Annotated in this window: 24 protein-coding genes, 4 tRNA genes, 2 pseudogenes and 1 riboswitch; of the genes and pseudogenes, 6 read left to right on the forward strand and 24 right to left on the reverse strand. The window is 49.9% G+C overall.

What is annotated here, in order from left to right; genetic code table 11:
- Positions 1-4: 4 nt before the first annotated feature.
- From DWX76_RS04175 to DWX76_RS14880, 5 genes are all read right to left on the reverse strand, one after another.
- A complete protein-coding gene (locus DWX76_RS04175) occupies positions 5-442 on the reverse strand; it encodes a Mini-ribonuclease 3 (RefSeq protein ID WP_107000477.1) in 438 nt (145 codons plus the stop codon).
- Positions 427-1836 (reverse strand): cysteine--tRNA ligase, encoded by a 1410-nt coding sequence (gene cysS, locus DWX76_RS04180; RefSeq protein WP_107000478.1) that lies wholly within the window; start codon positions 1834-1836, stop codon positions 427-429. Before cysS ends, DWX76_RS04175 begins: the two co-directional genes overlap by 16 nt.
- A gap of 18 nt (positions 1837-1854) precedes the next feature.
- Positions 1855-2430, reverse strand: a complete 576-nt coding sequence (ispF, locus tag DWX76_RS04185; protein ID WP_107000479.1) for a 2-C-methyl-D-erythritol 2,4-cyclodiphosphate synthase — start codon at positions 2428-2430, stop codon at positions 1855-1857.
- A gap of 97 nt (positions 2431-2527) precedes the next feature.
- Entirely contained in the window at positions 2528-3343 is an 816-nt protein-coding gene (locus tag DWX76_RS04190) for a diacylglycerol kinase family protein (protein WP_243022446.1), read from the reverse strand.
- Positions 3340-3474, reverse strand: a complete 135-nt coding sequence (locus tag DWX76_RS14880; RefSeq protein WP_412693784.1) for a hypothetical protein — start codon at positions 3472-3474, stop codon at positions 3340-3342. The genes DWX76_RS04190 and DWX76_RS14880 overlap by 4 nt, the downstream gene beginning before the upstream one ends.
- Before the next feature lie 241 nt (positions 3475-3715).
- Between DWX76_RS14880 and DWX76_RS04195 the strand changes: the two genes are divergently transcribed.
- From DWX76_RS04195 to DWX76_RS04215, 5 genes are all read left to right on the forward strand, one after another.
- A tRNA-Val gene (locus DWX76_RS04195) sits at positions 3716-3788 on the forward strand.
- An 18-nt stretch (positions 3789-3806) separates the two neighbouring features.
- Positions 3807-3880, forward strand: a tRNA-Met gene (locus tag DWX76_RS04200).
- 8 nt (positions 3881-3888) lie between these two features.
- Positions 3889-3961, forward strand: a tRNA-Val gene (locus tag DWX76_RS04205).
- A gap of 18 nt (positions 3962-3979) precedes the next feature.
- Positions 3980-4053, forward strand: a tRNA-Met gene (locus DWX76_RS04210).
- Positions 4054-4385: 332 nt separating this feature from the next.
- Entirely contained in the window at positions 4386-5051 is a 666-nt protein-coding gene (locus tag DWX76_RS04215) for a phosphatase PAP2 family protein (RefSeq protein WP_118570205.1), read from the forward strand.
- A gap of 268 nt (positions 5052-5319) precedes the next feature.
- Here DWX76_RS04215 and DWX76_RS04220 read toward each other — a convergent pair whose 3' ends face one another.
- The 14 genes and pseudogenes from DWX76_RS04220 to DWX76_RS04280 all read right to left on the reverse strand — a co-directional run bounded on the left by DWX76_RS04220 (position 5320) and on the right by DWX76_RS04280 (position 17343).
- Positions 5320-6339, reverse strand: coding sequence for a glycosyltransferase family 2 protein (locus DWX76_RS04220; RefSeq protein ID WP_107000480.1), 1020 nt, complete (start codon positions 6337-6339; stop codon positions 5320-5322).
- A 14-nt stretch (positions 6340-6353) separates the two neighbouring features.
- The gene (locus DWX76_RS04225; RefSeq protein ID WP_118570171.1) at positions 6354-6947 is read right to left on the reverse strand and encodes a hydrolase; all 594 of its coding nucleotides are present in this window, start codon (positions 6945-6947) and stop codon (positions 6354-6356) included.
- A gap of 196 nt (positions 6948-7143) precedes the next feature.
- A complete protein-coding gene (locus tag DWX76_RS04230; RefSeq protein ID WP_118570172.1) occupies positions 7144-8469 on the reverse strand; it encodes a D-alanyl-D-alanine carboxypeptidase family protein in 1326 nt (441 codons plus the stop codon).
- 69 nt (positions 8470-8538) lie between these two features.
- Complete coding sequence (locus tag DWX76_RS04235; RefSeq protein WP_118570173.1) at positions 8539-10611, reverse strand: aminopeptidase; 2073 nt, start codon at positions 10609-10611, stop codon at positions 8539-8541.
- 127 nt (positions 10612-10738) lie between these two features.
- A complete protein-coding gene (locus DWX76_RS04240) occupies positions 10739-11065 on the reverse strand; it encodes a hypothetical protein (protein ID WP_107000483.1) in 327 nt (108 codons plus the stop codon).
- Positions 11046-11398 (reverse strand): annotated as a pseudogene (locus tag DWX76_RS04245) (VanZ family protein). Before DWX76_RS04245 ends, DWX76_RS04240 begins: the two are co-directional and overlap by 20 nt.
- 221 nt (positions 11399-11619) lie before the next feature.
- Positions 11620-11769, reverse strand: coding sequence for a hypothetical protein (locus DWX76_RS13900; RefSeq protein ID WP_022359365.1), 150 nt, complete (start codon positions 11767-11769; stop codon positions 11620-11622).
- Between the two features lie 74 nt (positions 11770-11843).
- Positions 11844-12518, reverse strand: a complete 675-nt coding sequence (pyrE, locus tag DWX76_RS04250; RefSeq protein WP_107000484.1) for an orotate phosphoribosyltransferase — start codon at positions 12516-12518, stop codon at positions 11844-11846.
- A gap of 14 nt (positions 12519-12532) precedes the next feature.
- Positions 12533-13437, reverse strand: a pseudogene (locus tag DWX76_RS04255) (dihydroorotate dehydrogenase).
- Entirely contained in the window at positions 13434-14198 is a 765-nt protein-coding gene (locus DWX76_RS04260) for a dihydroorotate dehydrogenase electron transfer subunit (protein WP_107000486.1), read from the reverse strand. Before DWX76_RS04260 ends, DWX76_RS04255 begins: the two are co-directional and overlap by 4 nt.
- A gap of 10 nt (positions 14199-14208) precedes the next feature.
- On the reverse strand, positions 14209-15126 hold the full coding sequence (gene pyrF / locus DWX76_RS04265; RefSeq protein WP_022359361.1) for an orotidine-5'-phosphate decarboxylase: 918 nt from the start codon (positions 15124-15126) through the stop codon (positions 14209-14211).
- A 276-nt stretch (positions 15127-15402) separates the two neighbouring features.
- The gene (locus DWX76_RS04270; RefSeq protein WP_333489839.1) at positions 15403-16167 is read right to left on the reverse strand and encodes a nitroreductase family protein; all 765 of its coding nucleotides are present in this window, start codon (positions 16165-16167) and stop codon (positions 15403-15405) included.
- 121 nt (positions 16168-16288) lie between these two features.
- Positions 16289-16981, reverse strand: coding sequence for an LrgB family protein (locus DWX76_RS04275; protein ID WP_107000487.1), 693 nt, complete (start codon positions 16979-16981; stop codon positions 16289-16291).
- The gene (locus DWX76_RS04280; protein ID WP_107000488.1) at positions 16978-17343 is read right to left on the reverse strand and encodes a CidA/LrgA family protein; all 366 of its coding nucleotides are present in this window, start codon (positions 17341-17343) and stop codon (positions 16978-16980) included. The genes DWX76_RS04275 and DWX76_RS04280 overlap by 4 nt, the downstream gene beginning before the upstream one ends.
- 280 nt (positions 17344-17623) lie before the next feature.
- Here DWX76_RS04280 and DWX76_RS04285 point away from each other — a divergent pair, with 280 nt between their 5' ends.
- Entirely contained in the window at positions 17624-18505 is an 882-nt protein-coding gene (locus tag DWX76_RS04285) for a GNAT family N-acetyltransferase (RefSeq protein ID WP_182427369.1), read from the forward strand.
- A gap of 65 nt (positions 18506-18570) precedes the next feature.
- On the opposite strand, the gene DWX76_RS04290 is transcribed toward DWX76_RS04285, so the two are convergent.
- The 5 genes from DWX76_RS04290 to DWX76_RS04305 form a co-directional block, all read right to left on the reverse strand.
- A complete protein-coding gene (locus DWX76_RS04290) occupies positions 18571-19059 on the reverse strand; it encodes a GTP pyrophosphokinase family protein (protein WP_412693984.1) in 489 nt (162 codons plus the stop codon).
- Positions 19056-19283, reverse strand: a complete 228-nt coding sequence (locus tag DWX76_RS14885; protein WP_412693985.1) for a hypothetical protein — start codon at positions 19281-19283, stop codon at positions 19056-19058. The genes DWX76_RS04290 and DWX76_RS14885 overlap by 4 nt, the downstream gene beginning before the upstream one ends.
- Before the next feature lie 37 nt (positions 19284-19320).
- Complete coding sequence (locus DWX76_RS04295; RefSeq protein WP_118472159.1) at positions 19321-20148, reverse strand: Mrp/NBP35 family ATP-binding protein; 828 nt, start codon at positions 20146-20148, stop codon at positions 19321-19323.
- A 311-nt stretch (positions 20149-20459) separates the two neighbouring features.
- Positions 20460-21044 (reverse strand): biotin transporter BioY, encoded by a 585-nt coding sequence (locus DWX76_RS04300; protein ID WP_022359354.1) that lies wholly within the window; start codon positions 21042-21044, stop codon positions 20460-20462.
- A gap of 127 nt (positions 21045-21171) precedes the next feature.
- Positions 21172-21735, reverse strand: coding sequence for a folate family ECF transporter S component (locus DWX76_RS04305; RefSeq protein ID WP_022359353.1), 564 nt, complete (start codon positions 21733-21735; stop codon positions 21172-21174).
- A 61-nt stretch (positions 21736-21796) separates the two neighbouring features.
- Positions 21797-21901, reverse strand: a riboswitch (THF riboswitch).
- Between the last annotated feature and the right edge of the window lie 166 nt (positions 21902-22067).

Genomic DNA, 22067 nt, shown 5'->3' on the forward strand with positions numbered 1-22067 from the left:
TGATTTATAACGATATTAATTCTCCCATCTGTTCCAGCCCTTTTCCCAGAAGTTCTGCCATCCTGTCAAACTGCTCGGTCAGATAGAGATAGCCCATCAGCGCCTCAAATCCGGTCGCCATCCGGTAATCCTTCATCGTCGCGTGCTTCGGCATCGTAAAAGATTTCGCATTGCGTCCGCGTCGGTATGCCGCCTTCTCCGCATCCGTCAGCTCTTCCTCCAGAAGCAGATAAAAATGTGCCTGTGCGTCCGCCTTGACCAGGTTCGCCGTCTTCTTGTGCATCTTGTTGACCTGCATATTGCCGCGGTTCATGACAAGGGTGCGGATCGCCAGCTCATAGACCGCATCGCCGATATACGCCAGCGCCAGCGGGGAATACTCCCCCGCCTCAACATGTTTTAAATGCAGCGCTTCCTTAAACGCATTTAAGCCCGTTTCCATTTGACGCCCTCTCTCGTATCTTCCAGAATAATTCCCATATCGAGAAGCTGTCCACGGATCTCATCCGCCAGTGCGAAATTCTTGTCTTTTCTCGCCTGCTGGCGTTTTGCGATCAAGTCTTCTACTTCGCTGTCCAGAATCTCTTCCTTCTTCTCCGTGATAATACCGAGCACATCGCAAAGTTTATCCATCGTCTCTTTAACATAGGAAACGTATGCCTTCGTCGATGCTTCCGAAATCGTGGAGTTGCTCAGGCGTACAATCTCAAAAATAGCTGAAATCGCATCTGCGGTGTTGAAATCATCGTCCATCGCCGTCTCGAACTTCTGAACCAACTCCTCGACTGCTGCCTGATTCTGCTTCTCCTCTGCCGTCATCTCGCCCTCTTTCGCTGCTTTCAGGCAGTCTGCCTGATGCTCTGCCGCAGTGCGGATGCGCTCTAAGCTGTTTTTCGAAGCTTCCATCAAATCCGCGCTGAAATTGAGCGGGCTGCGGTACTGGGCGCTCAGCATGAAGAGACGCAGAACCTGCAAATCGTATTTCTCACTGATCTCACGCACGGTAAAGAAGTTTCCAAGAGATTTGGACATCTTGCGGTTATCAATATTTAAGAATGCGTTGTGCATCCAGTAGTTGGCAAAGGTCTTGCCATTCGCGCACTCGCTCTGCGCGATCTCATTTTCATGGTGCGGGAAGATCAGATCCTCTCCGCCTGCATGGATATCGATGGACTCGCCAAGGTATTTCTTGGACATCTCGGAGCACTCGATATGCCAGCCTGGACGACCCTGGCACCACGGAGACTCCCAGAACGGCTCTCCTTCTTTTTTCGGTTTCCAGAGAACGAAATCGGTCGGATCTTCCTTGCCTTCCTCGCCGGTTACCTTGATCTCACGGAAGCCGGACTGCAGATCGTCCAGATTTTTATGGGACAGTTTTCCGTACTCTTTAAAGGATTTGGTGCGGAAATAAACCGTGCCGTCAGCTGCCACATACGCATGTCCTTTTTCGATCAACGTATTGATCATCTCGATCATACCGCCGATCTCCTGAGTCGCCTGCGGATTCTTCGTCGCCGGTTTGACGTTCATCATCTCCATATCTTTTTTGCACTCTGCGATATAGCGCTTGGAGATCGTCTCCGCATCCACGCCCTCCTCGATGGCTTTCCTGATGATCTTGTCATCCACATCAGTAAAGTTAGATACATAGTTTACTTCGTATCCTTTGTACTCAAAATACCGGCGGACCGTATCAAATACGATCATCGGTCTTGCATTTCCAATATGAATAAAATTGTAAACAGTCGGTCCGCACACATACATCTTAACCTTGCCCGGTTCGATCGGCACAAACTCCTCTTTTCTGCGGGACAATGTGTTGAAAATTTTCATAACCTCATTACTCCTCTTCTATTTTAAATCTGCTTCCGGTGCTGCCTGACAGCCGCCACAGCCGCCGCATCCACCGCAAGCCGCTGCCTGCGTCATCATTTCACTATCATAACAGTAATTCTCCACTTCCGTCAACAGGGTAATCGCCTGTGAGGAAATACCCTCGCCGCTGCCTGTAAAACCAAGCCCTTCCTCGGTCGTCGCCTTGACACTCACGCGGCTGACCGGAAGCCCCAGCGCATCTGCAATATTTTCTGCCATCTGTGGGCGGTATGCAGCCAGCTTCGGGCGCTGCGCAATGATCGTGGCATCGATATTTTCAATCACATAGCCGCGTTCCTGCAGAAGTTTCCCTACCTTTTTCAGAAGCTCGATGCTCGACGCACCCTCATATTCCGGATCCGTGTCCGGAAAATGCTGTCCGATGTCGCCCAGTGCCGCCGCCCCTAAGAGCGCATCCATCACCGCATGCACCAGCACATCCGCATCCGAATGTCCTAACAGCCCCTTCTCATACGGGATCGTCACGCCGCCTAAAATCAGTTCCCGATCTGGAACAAGTTTATGCACATCATATCCCTGTCCTATTCTCATCGTATTCCAGTTCCTTTCTTGGTCATTTTGTAACTGTCCGGACTGCCCGCAGTTACTTTATTTGATAAATTATTTTATACTTTTGAAAAATATACACTTATCCAACAATTTTTAATTTACGCTCAATACAGCGGACTTCCAGATTGCTCTGGTACTGACAGCCCTCGCCGTCCACGTGAACTGCCATCGGGCGTTCCGTGTAGATCTGGACCTCCCGGCAGCTGAAGCACCGAAGCCCCCGGTTGTGGGAGCGCCGGAACAACGCCCGGAGCAGGGTTCCAAGCACCTGCTGCTTCGAGGCATGGCTGACAATGCAGACCTCCAGGTTGCCGTCGCTACTGTCCGCCTTCGGCGCAAACCAGAATCCGCCGCCCTCGCAGGGTTGAATCTGTGTACTGATAAAATAAATATAATTAAATTCCACCCGGCGCGTTCCATCGAGCAAAATATACCCCCGGATCGGTTTCGCCTTCAAATACTGTATAAATCCCAGTATCCGGTACGACAATCGCCGCAGATGAATCCGGTTGCAGATATTTTTGATCGCCGAACGCTGCATATGCTGGCATACTTCCGCATCCAGCCCAATCCCCGCGCTGACGATAAAACGTCGATGTCGGAGCACATCATCGCCATATGCAATCACACCATAATCGATCTGCCGGATCCGCCGCGCCTTAAAAATCCGGCGCAGTCCGCGCATCGGTCTTCTCGAAAGCCGGAGCCCGCGCGCCAGATCACTGCCTGTCCCCACCGGAATATAGCCCAGCGTCACCATGTCGCAGGAAACGATTCCGTCCACGACCTCATTCATCGTCCCGTCACCGCCCACGACCACAATCACCCGTGCCTCCTTGCAGTGGGACGTCAGCTTCCTTGCATACTCTGTCGCCTGCCCCGCATATTCTGTCAAATATGCTGATACTCAACCCCGTCCCGCACAAGCCGCTGCTCTATTTTCTTCCATATCTTATAGCCGCGGCCACTCTGTGAAGCGGGATTAATAATGAAATAATACATTACTCCATCCTCATATTTTGCCATAACGTCCCCTGCTTTCCGAAAATACAGAAACTCCCCTGCTGGGGCGTTATATTTTATCTTTTACCCTGCCAGAATACCTGTCACAGGATACAGCGCCATTACAATTTTGCATGAGATAAGTATACCATACTTCCTTTTAAATGATAAGAAAATTTCTATAAATTATTTTCTCAAAAGTGTTGACAATCTTGAAAATTTATATTATACTTGCAAAGCAGTCGTGATTTGTGCGAGTGTCAGCGGGATCTTAGCTCAGCTGGGAGAGCATCTGCCTTACAAGCAGAGGGTCACAGGTTCGAGCCCTGTAGGTCCCACTTTTCTAAATTTAATATGGCGAGATAGCTCAGTTGGCTAGAGCACGCGGTTCATACCCGCGGTGTCGAGGGTTCGAATCCCCCTCTCGCTATTTTATCTGGGATCTTAGCTCAGCTGGGAGAGCATCTGCCTTACAAGCAGAGGGTCACAGGTTCGAGCCCTGTAGGTCCCACTTTTTAAAATTTAATATGGCGAGATAGCTCAGTTGGCTAGAGCACGCGGTTCATACCCGCGGTGTCGAGGGTTCGAATCCCCCTCTCGCTATTGATAAAGCAGCTTGCAGTTGAGCAAGCTGTTTTTATTTTGCCTAAATTCACTCTAAAACTAACTTCCTATGTGAAAGGCGATAGCGCATATACCCTCACGGTTGACACATATATACAGCCGCATAAAATATATAAATCCAAAGTCCCTGTCCATCCATAAAATTTTTGTTTAACAAATTTCACATTCCATAACCTTTTTCTTAATATTTATAACAATCCCTATTTAGCCTTGAAGTTGGCGGGTGAGTGTGCTATAATCAGACGAACTTGGAGAGATGTTAAAATAATGTTAATTTATTTATGATAAAAAGAAAATCGAGGTTGATTGATATGAAACATTTTCTGAAGGAACTCCTGAAGAAATACGGGCATATATGGATTCTGGGATACGGATTTATCTATCTTCCGTGGTTTATGCATCTGGAAAAAACCGTGACCTCCAATTACCATATCATGCACTCATCGCTGGATGATATGATTCCGTTTAATGAATACTTCGTCATCCCATATTTACTGTGGTTCGCCTATGTGACCGCTGCGATTGCATACCTGTTCTTCAAGAACAAGGAAGAATATTACCGGTTATGTGCATTTTTATTTACCGGCATGACGCTGTCACTCTTAATCTGCACCCTGTTTCCGAATGGAACTGACCTGCGGACCGCCGTAGACCCGGACAAGAACCTCTGTTCCCGTCTGGTCTATATGCTCCACCAGGCTGACACGAACACGAATGTATTTCCAAGCATCCACGTGTACAATTCCATCGGAACCCACATCGCGGTCATGAAGAGTGAGTCTCTGAAAAAGCACAAAGTAATCCGGATTCTTTCCGGTATCCTGATGGCCGCTATCTGCATGGCAACTGTCTCGCTGAAGCAGCACTCGGTTTTGGACGTCGCAGGCGCGATTCTTTTAAGCGCAGCTATCTATCCGTTAGTATATGCGGGAAGCACGCAGGAAGAGACAGAGAACGAACCGGAATATATTCGCTAAAGGATTTCTCAAGACAAGTAAACATAAGCTGGCGCCAAAGTATGACAGGTGCCAGCTTTTTATCTGCGATAAATCCCCCTTGCCGCAGCCATTACGAAAACTAGGTCTCTAACATTCATCACGTGGTAATCCCTTATCGAATCATATCTAATGATTGACAAAGAATCAGAAAATCCGACCATCTGGAAACACTCCATTTTCCAGACGATCGGATTTTTAATTTGCATTTTTTGACAGATTTGATTTTCTTTTCTAATCCGCCCTATTTTTAGTTAAACCCATAAAACTTCTGCGAAATCTTATAGCAGGCGATCGACACCTTCCGTCCGCCTTTTCCCGGCAGGTTTACGCCCTGTCCGAGGAAGCCCCAGCGCAGGCGCATATACAGCGTGAAATTCTGCTGTTTCAGATACTGCCACAGTTCTTTTTTCTTCTTCAGATTCTCCTCTGTCTCCGAGCGGATCGCCAGAATTGAAGTAACTGTCATCATGATCTCCAGATAGCGGACCATGTAGTGGCGCAGCTTTGGATTCTTGATCTTGGTCACATCGTAATATCCCAGCATCAGCTTCGTGACGAGTATCTGCTGATCAATACGGCTGATCATGACTTTTTCATTGACCGACTGATCGTCGCGTCCGATGAAATAGCGGTAGAAATTCACATCCAGGTAGTACATGGATTTTACGTGTGGAAGCGGCTGATATACAAAAATATTATCCACGTAGAACGTATGCTTTGGCAGTTCCAAGCCGCAGTTCCGAAGCATTTCCACACGGTAAATGACCGAATGCATCAGGATATACTGTCCCAGGCGGAAGCCTCTTGCACCGTTCCAGTCGATGAGCTGGCGTTTTGGGAGCGCCATGTTGTAGTTCATGACCTTTTTGTGTTTTGCGCCCTGTTTCTCATAAACGAAGTTGGTAATCAGCATATCCAGCGTCACATTGTCATGGACAAATTTGCGCAGCGTATCCAGAACCTCCATATATGCCTCTTCGTTGACCCAGTCATCGCTGTCCACGACCTTATAATAGACGCCCGTCGCATTGCGCAGTCCCGCATTGACGGCCTCACCGTGACCACCGTTTTCCTGATGAATCGCCCGGCAAATCCCCGGATAGTTTCTCTCATACTCATCGGCAATCTCCGCCGTATTATCTTTTGTGGAACCGTCATCCACGATCAGGATCTCCACCTCATCGCCGCCCGGCAGCAGGGATTCGATGCAGTTACGCATATATGCCGCCGAATTGTAGCACGGAATCGCTACCGACAACAGTTTCATTGGTTTATTTTCTCTCAAAACTCCAGTTCCTCCATCTCTTTGTTGACCCGATCCTCACAGGAGCGCATGGCGAGAATCGTCTGTTCCATCAGTTTGTCTAATTCCCAGCCAAGCTGATCAGCCCCGCGGCGGATCACGTCTCTGGAACATCCAGCCGCAAATTTCTTGTCCTTAAATTTCTTCTTAAGACTTGAAAGCTCCATGTCCTTGGTGCTCTTGGACGGGCGCATCTTCGCCGCCGCCCAGATAAGCCCTGTCAGCTCATCGGCTGCAAACAACACCTTTTCCATCTCATGTTCCGGAGCCACATCCACCCGTATGCCGTAGCCGTGGCTGACAACCGCATGGACTAAATCTTCCTCTGCGCCTCCGTCGCGCAGAAGCTCCGGTGCCCGCTGGCAGTGTTCTTCCGGATAAAGTTCAAAATCAATGTCATGCAGCAGTCCCGCCATGCCCCAGAATGCTTTTTCGTCCCCGTATCCCAGCTGCTCAGCATACCACTCCATGACGCCCTCCACGGTCAGTCCATGTAAAATATGAAATGGTTCTTTATTATACTTGCGAAGGAGCGCAAGCCCCTGTTCTCTGCTCAGTGATGTCTGTTTCATCCTCCGTGCCTCTCTTTCTCCTTCCACGTTTCCGTGTCCGGATCCTTGTTTGAGTCCTGATTGGAAATATTTTTCTATGCAAAAAATACATCCTTTTCATGATTCTCAGTAATTCACACTATCTATAGTTATAACAAAATTAACCAGCAAAATAAAGCAGATTTTTGTAAAACTATTATGAACAAATCGCTACTGTTCACGGGTAGGCACTTTTGGAATCGAAAGTGCCGTAAGAAAACGTGGTGGCAGCAGGAATTTGCCATATTGATCTGAATTCTGTTTCAAAATACGAAATGCACCGTCTTAAACACCACCCATAATCAATCTTCTCCACTGTTTCTGCCGCATAGATCGGATAAGCAGCCACCTGCTCGTCATTAATATAATAGGATGCCTGCCCGACCTCCTGTCCTTCATGAACCGGTGCTTCCAGCTCGGTCGGGTATTCATAACGGATGTCTGGCTTCTCGTCCGCGCGCAGAAGCATCAGAAACGTCTGTTTTTCCGATGGCAGATTCAGTGTGAGCGCCGTCGTTCCTTTCACGCCCCGCCTCACCTCCACCTCCGGAAATGTTTTCTCCCGGTCAAATATATCATACCAGTTATATGTATCAAATGCATACTGATCGAGTTTCCGCATATCCGCCCATTTGTACGTCTTGTGCGGCGGCCACCCGCAGCCGAGAAGCGCCACCGTAAATGCTTTTCCCTCTTTTTTTAACGCCGCTACATAACAGTACCCGGCTTTCCCGGTAAATCCTGTCTTGCCCGACAGCACCTCCGTGCACTGGCTTAAAAGCGCGTTGTGGTTTGCCAGGTAAAATGAACGGTTTCCCGACTCATCCTGAATCGTCCGTGATGCCGTACGGGTAATTTCCAGAAATATTTCGCGGCACGGCGACTGGAACGCGCAGTAACGCATGATCCGCGCCATATCCGCCGCCGAAGCGCTGTGTTCGTTTCCATCCGCATCCGCAACATCCAGACCGTTCGGTGTCACGAAACAAACATTCTTACATCCTATCTCCCGCGCTTTCCGGTTCATTTTCTCCGCAAATTCTTCCACACTTCCCCCGATGTGCTCCGCCACCGCCACGGCGCTGTCGTTGTGGGATTCCAGCATCAGGGAATAGAGTAGATCCGATAGGCGGTACCGCTCCCCCGCCCGCATATTGAGCTGGACATCCGGCATGGAGGCCGCTTTCTCTGATACCTTGACCCAGTCATCGGGATTTCCCTGTTCCAGTGCGAGAATGCAGGTCAGAATCTTCGTCGTACTTGCCATCGGATAAGCGATATCCGCATCTTTCCCCGCCAGAATACGCCCACTGTCCGCATCCATGAGAACCCAGGCGCGGGCGTGAAGGGGCTGTTGTAGAGAAGCCTCTTTCTCTCCCAGAATCTCTTTATTTTCTATGTTTTCACGAACAAAAACCGCCCCGCCGGCCGGAACCAACTGAATCATCGCCAGTATACTTCCTGCCAGCAGAACGGCTATCCATTTTCTGATTCTATCTCCCATCCGGCTGCTCCGGAATCCCTTTTCAGGAGATTATATGAGAATAAACCTGTTTTCTATGACTTTTTCTTTTTATTTTTCCAGCGGCTCATTCAGCTTCTCCGTCCCCGGCAGCGCAAACCGTCCGCCCGCGATGATCTTTACACTCGTTCCATCTGGATGAATCGCCTCGATCGTATCCAGCTCGGAGTACGGGATTGTAATGTCCGTATGGCAGCCAAAATATGCCTCCTGCGGGTTTTCTTTGCGTTTTGCTGAAATCTCATTCTCACGCGCCACCATCTCGCGTCCATCCGGGTTGAAGACCGGGCAGTCCTCCATCCAGCTGTAGCAGGTATCGCCTACCGCAAAGTGCGGTCCCATCTTCTCGGCAATCAGAATCGGGAATTTGTCGAGAATGCCGTAGCGCAGCGCTACCTCATACGCAGTTGTGTTGGTGCCAATCGCAAACTCGCCCATCGGCAGCGTCTCATGGTTTTTGAGGATCATCTGTTTCACTAACGCCTTATTTTCCTCTTCCGTCTCAAAGTTTTTGCAGGTATAGGAGACAGCGATACCATTTTCAAACCGGATTTCCAGATCTTTGAACTGAAATTCTCCGATATAGACGCTGCCGACATGCAGAAGCCCGTTTGTCCCAGAAAGCTGCGGGGAGGTAAAGACTTCTCCAACCGGAATATTTACATCCGCCACGCAGTTTTCGAAATTCGACTGTTTCGTCGGCTCAGCAAGCGTGTGAAGCTGTACGGTCAGATCGGTGCGGTTGCCGCCGCGTCCGCTGATGTGGACTTGCGATGCCTGATCCAGTTCGTTGATCATGATCTGCTGGATGTCGCGGTACAGCTCATAGTCCAGCGTATTGATGCGGATCGTCTCCTTAAAAACCGCCTCAAACTCCGCTCCGATCTCCGGAAGCGGGAATGCAATGATTGTGAAGCTCGTCTCCGTTCCCGGAATATACGCGTCCACAATCTGCATCGCCTCATTGCTGTAGGATAACAGCAGTTTCTCCTGTTTTTCACTTAAAGAAAAGGCTGCTGCTGCATTGACCGGCTCAAATCCGGTCTCGCCGAAGGTTTCCACAACTGCCGGACCGGCATATACCGACGCCAGATCCTTGTATGTCTCATATGCCACCTTTAAAATAGACAATTTCCGCTCACGAAAGGCCTTGTCCAGGTAAACCGCATTGTCGTAGCGGTGATCATACTCGTACTGGCGGTTCGCCGGTGTGCCATAGTAACCGTTCGTGCGCGCCGCCATCCGGTTCACCGTGCCGATGGAGGCGCGGGCAATGATCGGCTCCAGACCGAGTTCGCGGAAATTTTCCACTGCCATCCGGATCATGCGCTCAAATCCGATGTGGTAACGGATCTGCACCGTTTTCTTGCCCTCATAGCTGCGTCCGGTCGCCGCAAATCCCTTGCGGTAGCCTTCTGTGTAGGTATCTGCCATCCGGCGTACCGTCTCCTCCGGCAGCTCATTCATAAAACGTGCTGTCGCAAGCTCTGTCTCCGAGATATATTCGCCAAACCGGTACAGATAACGCAGATCGTTTAAATCACTGTCCATAATGATCGATTTTCCAAAATCCAGCGACGGATCCAGCGTCTCACGCACCCGCCACGGAAGCATCCTGTCACAATAATCACTGACAAAATAGTAGAGCGGCTCGCGAAGCTCCGCCACCTCCGGCGTCCCGTCCTCAAACAGGTTGTAAACCTCAATAAACAGTTCCTCCAACACCGTCACATCCACCAGACGGCTCTCATAGGCGTAAACGATCGCGCTGCGGATCTCCGTATAGAGAAATGACAGCCACGGACCATAGTTCTCTCCCAGCTCTTTTGCCGCATAGTCCGGGTTCGCAAAGCTCTTTCCATACGCCCCAGAAAGTATATCCGCATAAAGCGTCCGGTTAAATTCTGTTGCCTCTTTCTGGCTCATCGCCGCCAGCGTCCCATCCATCTGTTTCTGGAAGGTTTCTTCTATCAGCTCGATAAACTGGACGGTGCGCTCAAAAAATGCCCGGTATGGCTCGCCAACCGTCGCTTCTTCTTTCATATGGCCGATGCGCTCCATCGCGAGCTCATGGCGCTCCGCAACCGCCTCATTTTCTTCTTTCAAAAGTTCCCAATATTCCATGTTCAGATATTTCCCTCCTTCTGCCATCGCCAAATTTTACTTTCAAACCACGCCCGCCGCAAAGGCTCTTACCGGCGTTCCATTGGTCCGGCATTCCAGGCAAGCCACGCATAAAAACCATTCATTCTTAGCCCCGGATGCCAATCAAAATCGTCACAATCCACCAGATGACCAGAAGCCCCGACAAAATCGTACCAATTTTCGCGAATATATAATTTTTTTCTTCTTCTTTAAAAGATTTCCATCCGTACATCAGCGACGCCACGGAAAATAATATGCTCGAAAAACACATCGACAGCGCGCCGACCGGCGTATTGCCCTGGCTGCGGACACTGAATGCCATCCCTGCCACGCACAGCAGCAGACCGACTCCCGCCAGTCCCAGGCAGAGATAGCCGTGTTCTGCCATCGGCTTGCGGATATAAGAAATCCGGTTATCTGTTTGACGTCCCACGCAGACACCTCCCAATTGCACGTGTAATCCACTGGCAGAGGTAGCCAGCAATTCCACCTAACGTATTTAAAAACATATCATCCACATCAAAACTTCCCACCTTGAATACGAGCTGAATCGTCTCGATGCTCAAAGTCAGAAGGAAGCTCAAAATCAACATCAGGTACCATTTTCCAAATCTCGGCTGATGATCGGCAGGAAAAATCCAAACGGCATGAAGCACACCACGTTGCCAGCCGTATTTAACAGGAACGCTTCCGTCCCCACTATATCACGATAAATATAAAACCGTTTGATTTCCTTAAATAAAACGAGATTATAGGCATACTCCACATGCGGCGCGCGCCCGAATCCGTCCGAAAAAAAACATAAAATATATAAGAAGCACCAGGTATGCGACAAAGAATATCCAGCACACCTTCTGATGCGTTTTTGTCCGTTTCCACATAATTCCCCACATAAACTGCCAGAAATGAGAAAAACCGTACACCGTCCCCGGTCATACGGTTTTTCTCTTTCGACTGGGCATATCTGCCCTGTTTCAAATCCAATTTTTAGAATGTAATATCTGATTTGCGTTTCAGTAAAAACGCACCGCTGACGATCGCCATCACACCGGCTGCCAGCCCTACCGTGATGATCACGCTTCCAATCACGATATTAATCACACCGGTTCCCTGCATCGTTTTGTAGATCTTTTCCATATCGATCCGCTCCTTCTTACACTCCGTCGCATGGCATTTCCCATTTCAAGCATGCCGCTCCGTGAACCAAATCTCTATTTTGCACCGTACTGCTCATAGTATGCGTCGATCGCTGCTTTCAGTGTATCATCGATCACGACCTTGCCCTGGCACTCCTTGTTGTACAGGCACTCTACGACATCTGACATCGATACGATCGCTGCGGTTGGGAAGCCGTACAGTTCCTTGATCTCATCCAGCGCACACTTTTCTCCCTTGCCGCGCTCCATACGGTTTAAAGATACCATCAGGCCTTTGATCTCCACATCTGCCTGGGATTTGAGGATCGGGAAGGTCTCCTCGATGGATTTACCGGAAGTGGTTACATCCTCGATGATAACGACGCGGTCGCCGTCCTTTAACTTGCTTCCCAGAAGGATGCCGGTATCGCCGTGATCCTTGACCTCTTTCCGGTTGGAGCAGTAACGTACTTCTTTGCCGTACAGCTCACTGATCGCCATCGAGGTGGCAACTGCCAGCGGGATTCCCTTGTAAGCCGGTCCAAACAGGACATCGAAATCCAGACCATAGTTGTCATGAATCGCCTTTGCGTAATACTCGCCCAGACGGCGCAGCTGCGTACCGGTTACATATGCACCCGCGTTCATGAAGAACGGAGATTTACGTCCGCTCTTTAAGGTAAATTCGCCAAACTTGAGCACTTCGCTCTCTACCATGAAATTGATAAATTCCTGCTTATACTGTTCCATCATACTCTCCTATCTTACCGAACCGCACCAATCAGTTCATGTATATCTTCAATGCCATATTTTGCCATGTAGGCGTCGATGCCCTTCACGATCTCCTCCGTCGCATACGGATTATGGAAATTCGCCGTACCGACTGCCACCGCGCTTGCGCCTGCCAGAATAAATTCGATCGCATCGTCCGCATTCATGATACCGCCCATGCCGATGATCGGAAGCTTGACCGCCTGCGCCACCTGGTAAACCATGCGGACTGCCACTGGTTTCACTGCCGGACCGGACAGACCGCCGGTACGGTTGGCTACCGCAAAGGTTCTCCGGTTAATATCGATCTTCATGCCAGTCAGTGTGTTGATCAGGGACAGCACATCCGCACCGCCTGCCTCGGCTGCCTTCGCCATCTCCGTGATGTCGGTAACATTCGGGCTGAGCTTCATGATAATCGGCTGTTTCGCATGGCGTTTTACCTCGCGGGTGATCGCCTCCACTGCTTTCGGATCCTGTCCAAATGCGATGCCGCCCTCCTTGACGTTCGGGCAGGAAATGTTGATCTCCAGCATATCGACCGGCTGGCTCGCCAGTTTTTCCACTACATCGACGTAATCTTCCGTCGTTTTTCCACATACATTGACGATAATCTTCGTATCATACTGACGTAAAAACGGGATATCCTCGATGCAAATAAATCATACCCCGGATTCTGTAAGCCGATCGCGTTGATCATGCCGCCGTACACCTCCGCAATACGCGGGGTCGGATTGCCTGGCCACGGCACATTTGCCACACCCTTGGTCACAACCGCGCCGAGCTTGTTCAGATCGACCATCTCGCCGTACTCTGCCCCTGAACCAAAGGTTCCGGATGCCGTCATGACCGGGTTTTTAAGCTCTACACCCGCAAGATTGACTGCCATCTGTCTCATAATTCTACCTCCTCGGCTAAAAATACGGGACCATCCTTGCAGATCCGCTTGTTGTGTACATTGCTGTGGTGGTCTACATCCTTCGACTGGCAGACACATGCCAGACAGGCGCCGATTCCACATGCCATCTTCTCCTCCAGGGAAATATAGCACTTGATTCCCTTTTCTGCCGCATACTCCTTGATGGCGCGCAGCATCGGAGTCGGTCCGCAGGCGTAGATCACATCCGCCGTCAGGTTCTGCTCCCGGATCGCGTCCAGGACATTGCCCTTCGTGCCGACGCTTCCGTCCTCGGTCGCCACAAAGACTTCTCCATATGCCTCAAATTCATCCCGGAGGAAGAGATTTTCATCCCGGTATCCTAAAATGATCTGTTTTTCGCAGTTTAACTGTTTCGCCATCTCAAGCATCGGCGGAACACCGATACCGCCGCCGATCAGAAATACATTTTCGCCCTCCTGCGGGAAACCATTTCCCAGAGGTCCCATGATGTCGATCGGGTCTCCGGAAACATATTTGGAAAATTCATCCGTTCCTTTACCGGCAATCCGGTATACGATCCGCAGGCGTCCTTCATCCGGATCTGCCTCGCAGATACTGATCGGGCGCGGAAGAAGTCTGGAACCGTCCTGGCTGTAGACCGAGATAAACTGTCCCGGTCTTGCCTCGTCCGCTATGTCCGTCACGATCCACATACTGAAAATGCCAGGTGCCAGTTCTTCCTGACTATATACAACTGCTGTCTCTTTCTTCTGTGCCATGAGCTCCTCCTTACAGTACGCGTCCGATGTCCGCAATCATATCGATGACAGCCTGTCTCGATGCATCCGCAAAATGCTCCGGACCGAATTTGGCGTATGCGTCTTTCTTGTATGCCGCGATGATACCGCGGGAAGAATTGACGATCGCGCCCAGTCCATCCTCGTTGAAGCAGTATTTTAAGTCTTCGGCCGTACCGCCCTGTGCGCCATAACCCGGAACCAGAAAGTAAGTCTTCGGCATCAGCTTACGCAGAATCTTGCTCATCTCCGGGTAAGTTGCGCCCACAACTGCGCCTACATTACTGTAGTCGCCATCCATGGAAGCCTCCCCCCACTCAACGACCTTCTCCGCTACCAGCTCATAAAGCGGGCGGCCGTCCACCAGACGATCCTGGAACTCGCCGCTGGATGGGTTAGAAGTCTTTACCAGTACAAAGATACCGCGGTCGGATGCGTTGCACTCGTCCACAAATGGTTTCACGCCGTCGGTTCCCAGATACGGATTGACCGTCACATACTCGGTATTGAACGCGGAACAGGTCGTATTTCCAACCTTCACGCTGCCGAGATGACCGGTTGCGTAGGCAGCCGATGTGGAACCGATGTCGCCGCGCTTGATGTCTCCGATGACAATTAAGCCCTTCTGCTGGCAGTATTTGACAGTCCGGTCATACGCTTTCAGGCCTTCGATGCCAAACTGCTCATACATCGCAATCTGCGGTTTGACCGCCGGAATCAGATCAGCCGTCGCATCCACGATCGCACAGTTAAACTGCCAGATCGCCTCTGCCGCTCCTTCCAGGGTCTCTCCGAACTCCGCAAATGCTTTTTCCTTCACGTGCTCCGGAATATATCCAAGCATCGGATCCAGTCCTACACAGATCGGTGCCTTTGTCTTCTGAATCTTCTCAATCAATTTACTAACCATCACGTTCTCCTCCAGAGTATCTCTCATAAATAATCAACTTATTTTATCATAAGTGGAGGGCGCTTTCAAGGGCACGGAGCAAGGAAAAAAGGGTTTTTGCTTATGCCCTTTTGATTGCCCCGAAAGAAGCGCGCCAGCTGTCACGGCATCGGACGGCTGGCGCGCTTCTTTCTTGAGTGTATCGTTTCTTTGAATAATTGGTTTTAAAATTGCAAAATTGGTTTTTCTTGCTTAAATATAAACTATTTCAACATTTAACACAATGAATCAATGCATCTAATGCAGCGTCAACGTCGCCACATAATCTCCATTTTTGTAACTTTTAGCCGCAAAATGTTCCTCCGTCTCCGTCTGAAGTTCCATCCAGAGTTCTTCGGCGGCGAGCATAATGTGGGAGAGCATAATGCCGATGCTGAATTCGCGCATCGCATGGAAGCTCTTGCCCGGAAAGCGGGTTTTTAGGGCGAACACATAGATTCGGTCGGAATAGACGATGAAGCGCCACGGCTGGGTGTTCATCGCGGACGGTGCGAGACGCGCCGCACGGAGAATCGTCTTCATCTGCTCTCCGGCTTCTTCCTTGAAAATACAGAGTTCATTGAGCGGGAGGCGCTTTGCCAGCGGGCTTTCACGGTAGAGCTTGCCCTCCGGGTAGCCGAATGCGACCATCATCAGGCAGCGTTTGCCGCCGCGCACCTTCTGCGCCGGCTGCACGCTGCCCAAATAGCAGGTTCCAAGCCCTTTTGCCGTCATATAGAGCACCATCTGCTCCATCAGATAACCGGCATTGCGCTCGCAGCCTTCCTCCTGGTCCGAATAGATCGCCAGATAGTAGGGAGCATCCACCTTCCAGAGTCCGTGGACATCGGCTTTTTTCTTTGTATTGTCGAATATCACTGCCTCAACCCGGATCCGGTCATTTAACCGGGAGGTCTTATCAAAATAGGACAGGATCTGCCCACGCAGCTTCTCCGTGACCTCCCGATCGGTGTATTTTCGAACTGAATGGCGACATCCTATCGCCTCATACAAATTCATCATACCTGCTCCCCTCCTATCTTTTTGCTGCCGTTATCATGCGCATGACCCGCAGTATCTTTTTCTCTGCCTCTCTATGTGCATTCCAATTTCTATACAAATTCTGACCGTTTCAGCACCACCTTTAAATCAGTCCCGACATCAGTGGTACTACCACTACGGTCAAAAGACCGGCGACCGCAATTGACAAGCTGCTCATCGCACCCTCGATCTCGCCTAATTCCAGCGCCTTTGCCGTTCCAATCGCATGGGCTGCTGTTCCAAGTGCCAGACCCTTCGCGATTGGCTCTTCAATTTTAAATATCTGAAACAGCCAGTCGGCTATAATATTTCCCAAAATTCCTGTAATTATAATGCTGATAACCGTCAGCGTCACGATACCTCCCGCTTCCTCGCTGACGCCCATGCCAATCGCCGTCGTAATGGACTTCGGAAGCAATGTCACATAGTGCGTATGCTCCAGTTGAAAGAAACGGCACATCACATAGATACTGCCGACACTTCCCGCTACCCCTGCCACAATTGCAGAAGCAACCGCAATCAGGTGCTGGCGCAAAAGCTCCAGCTGCTTATACAGCGGAATCGCCAGACAGACCGTTGCCGGTGTCAGGAAATAGCCCAGATACACCGCACCGCGGTTATACTCCTTATATTCTATATGAAAAACAGATAAAAATGCAATCACAACTATAATTGCAACCAGCAGCGGATTTAAAATCGCCCAGCCGGTCTTCTTTTTCAGCCAGACGCCCAACATATACGCGCCAACGCTGACCAGCATTCCAAAATAAAGAGAAGAATGAATCAGTCCATTCATGCTTTCGCACCTCCTTTATTCTTTCTGCGGATGATGCTCTGCGCCACGCACCCGGTCGCAACCATAACAAATACCGTCGAAATCACGGTAATCACTGTCAGCGGCACCAGGATGGACTCCGCCTCCTGCACGCTGTCAAGCAGACCTACACCTGCCGGTATAAACATAATCGGCATCGTATCCAGGAAGAAATCTCCCACTTCCGCCACATCTTCTGTATGTAATGCACCTGTGCAAAGCAGAAGCAGAAGAATGAACAATCCGTATACGCCGGACGGAACCGGAAACGGAAGCAGATAGTTCAAAAACTCTCCCAGCATTGTGATGCCAAAAATAATTGTCACTTCTTTCAAGTACTTCATGATGTCTTCACCTTTCGTATTTAATGCCTCTATTCTATCACTCCCAAATTTATAGGACAATATGAAAATTAGCATAAATTCTGTCAATTTCCTTGAATTTTTTGCGTCTTTTTTATACGATACAGGTAAGCTTTTCCGATTCGTAAAATCCAGACATTTTCGATCCAAAAAACGTGAAGTTTTTATCCGCAAATACGTTTATCTTTATGAAAGACTTATCTTCTCAGCTGCTTTTGTAGCTGGTACACTTTGTATTGCAAGAAAGAAAGGATTAGAAGTTATGAATTTAATTCAGACAAACTCTCTCTCTGCCAGACAGGCAGAACAGATCCTGGCACTGTTGAATGAATGCCAGAAGACGCAGCCGATCCACATTTCTTTTCCATTTGAAGACGGAAATTGTTTCCTGCTTCTTCTGGATGAATCAGAGACACTTGCAGCCATCATGGGAATGATCCTTCCACCGGATGGCTCTTCGGACGAGGAACCCGTCGAATGCATCGCCTTCACCCGCCCTTCCCTGCGCCGACGCGGATATTTTGCCTCACTCTTAGAAAAAGCCTGCGACATCTCCGGTGAGCACGATATTCTATTTCCGGTTGACCCGGAATCTGCTGATACGGCTGCCACGATGAAAGCCATTCACGCTGACCGCGTTGATCAGGAATATCAGATGAAATGGGACTTTGACCCGGCGGCCGAACGCTTTGACTCTCCCATGGTTGAAAAACGCCCGCTTACCTTTACCTGCACTTCTGCACCGGAAGGTGACGTCAACGAAAGTGTTGATCCCGACAGCTGCTGGGACTGCTTCCACAGCGCCGATGATCCAGATCCGGCCGTTACAATTCTGACCTATGAATTTTTAGAGACTCCGCCAGATCCGATGTGCTCTCCGGCTGCCGTGTGCATGGCGCGTATGCAGCCCGTCCCGGACGTTCCCGGCACATTTCATGCCTGTTTCTACGGTTTCCGGGTCCATGACCTCTGCCGCGGACTGGGAATCGGTGAAGCTGCTTTCTGTCTGTTCTTAAACGATCTGATCGCGCGCGGCTGCACCCGAATTGTTCTTCACGTCAGCAGTGACAATTATCCGGCACTCTCGATCTATAAAAAAGCAGGGTTCCGAATTACCGAAACCCTGTCCTATTTTATGTATTAAAGATATGGCAGGCGCTTCAGCCGCCAAAAGCACCCCGATACATGGGCTATTCGTTTACATCACGACTATTCTTCCTGCGTCGGATGTTTTTCCTCAATCTTCTGACGGATGCTTAACATCTTGCAATCCGTCTCCGCGATGACATCCGCGCACTTTTTCAGCTCCGCACCGATCTCTGCGGCTTCCTGGGCATCCAGCTGCTTTTTATACTTGAGCTGGTGATCCAGACTCGCCCAGAAATCCATGGCGATCGTGCGGATCTGGACTTCCACACGGATATTTTTCTTACTGCTTGAAAAGAATACCGGTACTTCCACGATCATGTGGTAGCTGCGGTAGCCGTTTTCCTTCGGCGCCTTGATATAATCTTTGATCGCAATGATGGTCACATCATCCTGGCGTTCCAGCATCCGGCTGATCTCGTAAATATCGTCCACAAACGAACATATCACACGGACACCCGCTATATCATCCAGGTTGGACTCCATCGATTCGATCGAAAGCGGAAGTCCGCGCCGCTGCAGTTTTTCTACAATACTCTTCGGCTTCTTCACTCTCGCTTGATCATCTCGATCGGGTTTCTTGCATTCCGCATGGAAAGCTCATCGTTGAGCACTTCCAGCTTCGTCTTAAACTCTCGAATCGCGCAGCTGTACTGCATCATCGCTTCCTGAAACTGCCTTGCCGTCTCCCGGAATGTCTCAGGAATCTCAAACACCTGAGGCGTATTGACCGCGAAATGGCTCAGCTCGCTGTTGGGATTCTGAGCAATATTCATTTGTATTCTTCCACCTCTTCTATATATCTATATTCTTTTATGCCTTCTCAACTGCGTCAGCCGCCGCATCCAGCCATGGGGATTCCACATACTCAACCAGCCCCTCGTCCACCTTGGACGCAATCGACGGATCGATCGGAATCTTCGCAAGCACCGGAATCCCATACTCGTCTGCCGTCTCCTCGATATGGCTTTCACCGAACACAGAAATCTTCTTTCCGCAGTCCGGACATTCCAGATAACTCATGTTTTCAACCAATCCCAGAATCGGAATATCCATCTTCTTCGCCATGTTGACCGCTTTTGCCACGATCATCGAAACCAGCTCCTGCGGGGAAGTCACAATAATAATACCTGCCAGCGGCAGGGACTGAAATACAGTCAGCGGCACATCGCCGGTTCCCGGAGGCATATCGACAAACATATAATCAATGTCCTTCCAGAGTGCCTCGCTCCAGAACTGCTTAATCACGCCGCCCACAACCGGTCCACGCCAAATTACCGGATCCGTCTCATGCTCCAGAATCAGGTTCGAAGAAAGAATCTCTATCCCCGTCGAGGTCGTGCGCGGCAGCATCAGCTGATCCGCTGTCACACCTACCATGCCGTGAATGCCAAATGCCTTCGGGATCGACGGTCCTGTAATATCTGCATCAAGAATGCCAACGCGGTTGTTTCTCGCACGCATCTTACATGCCATCAGGGATGTCACCAGGGATTTTCCGACGCCGCCCTTGCCGCTGACTACACCAATTACTTTTTTAACTGAACTCTGTGGATTTAACGGCACCCGGAAACTCTCCATCGTCCGGCTGGCACACGTTTCGCCGCAGCTTGAACAATTATGACTGCAATTCTCACTCATACATACTTCTCCTTTTTATCAGGTTGGATTCTGATCGTTCGCTGGTTTTCGTTTTTGCATCCTCTTCAGACGTTTTCCAAAACCAAAAACCTGTAACGCCCAAATCCTCCCCTGTCGTAATCTCCGTACATTTTACCATATTTTCTGCAAAAATGATAGGGGCAAACACAACTGGCAGCGTTACAAAAGAATGTGCCGTTACTGTACACGTATGCGTGAACAGTAACGTTTTCTATGAGACAAAAACAGACAGCCCGTTTGCTGCACTGCATTCAGACTGTCTGTCTTTTTTATATCCTATTCATATTTCTCTACAGATACGCCTGTACCATCGGGCGCAGCCGTCTTGCCATGATCGCCGCCAGAATGCAGAGAATATAATCCGCCGGCATCTCCGGCAGGCAGTAAACCAGCACAATCGCTTTCCAGCCGATCGGCTGCAGGGTTACGAGATGGGTAATCAGATAGAAATAAACCATTCCCATTCCATAATATACCACATATCCAGCCGTCGCCGCCGTCATCAGCGCTCCCATTTTCCAGGAATTCAAACATTCACAGACCTTCCCCATGACCCACGCCGCAAGGAGAAATCCCAGCAGAAAACCAAAGGTCGGGCGCAGCAGATACGCCGGACCGCCGCCGCGTGCAAAGATCGGGACGCCCGCAAGTCCAATCAGCAAATAGACACCCACACTGGTAAATGCCCGTCTGGAGCCCAGCAGAAATGCTGCCAGCATCACGAAAAACCACTGCAAGGTGAAGTTCATGGTATCTGCGCCGGTCGGAATGACAACCTTGATAAATGCCCCCACGGCGACCAGCGCCGCAAACAGACCGCAAAGCGCCACATCCTTCGAATGTTCCCGGCTCCGCGAAACTGCTTTTTCTCTCATCTGTTTTCCTCCATCATGCATGATGCATTTTTTCATAAACGGTTCCTTTCATGGCATGCAGCCACCGTGCCTGCAGACTTTCGCTGTCCATGTATGTTTCCTTTTGCTCAAAACGAATCCTCCAGCATCACTCCGCCTGGAATTTACGGATCATCCGCACAAGCCCAAGACTCTCCATCCGTTTTGCAATCAGATAAAAGAGTGCTGCATCCACCGGCCACTTGATGAGATTCTTAAGCACACGCATCGGCAGAAGCACCATCATTGCTTTTCCAGACATCATGCTAAGCCAGAGTGTGTTCAAAAATATGTTGCAGATCAGCGCCACCACCAGATCCGCCCAGAGCGCCCGGCGGAAGGTAAGCGGTTTCCGATACAGAATTGTGCCATATAGCACGCCGCCCAGCATCGCATTCAGCGTAAATCCCGGAAAAAATGCCCCCGTCGGCTTTACGACATATTTGACCAGGTCCAGGACTCCGCCATAAACCGCTCCAGCCACCGGACCGAAGAGGTAGTAGACAAACTGGTTGACCACACCGCCGAATCCGATTTTCAAATACGGACCAGCCTCAATCGTGAAGTATCCCAGAACAACGGAGACAGCCATCAGCATGGCGGCAGTCGTGAGTGTTTTCACGTGTTTCAGTTCCTGAAAGGATGCCTGATAACATACTGCAAATTTTTTCATAAAAAAACCTCCTTTTCTGCAGATCTCTCGAACCACATCAGGAGATAGATTGTATCAACGATGCAGCGGGATGCGGAATACTGACCGCGAAACCCCGGAGGGTCTCTTCGTCCAGCTGACAACTCCCTGTTCAACCGGCACTTAACGCCTGTATTCCTACTCTGCGTTTCTTTTTTTATCTTTTACATCATACCACAATTTTCCCGCTTTTCAAGCACTTTATAAGCGCATCTGTCATTTCCGCACCAGGACGTTACTGTTCACCCATACGTGCCCAGTAACGGAATTTGCCGTGGCTTCGCATTTAAATACGGCAAATTCCTGCTGCCACC

Source organism: Clostridium sp. AF21-20LB (assembly GCF_003478795.1).
GTDB classification, from domain to species: Bacteria; Bacillota; Clostridia; order Lachnospirales; family Lachnospiraceae; genus Otoolea; species Otoolea fessa.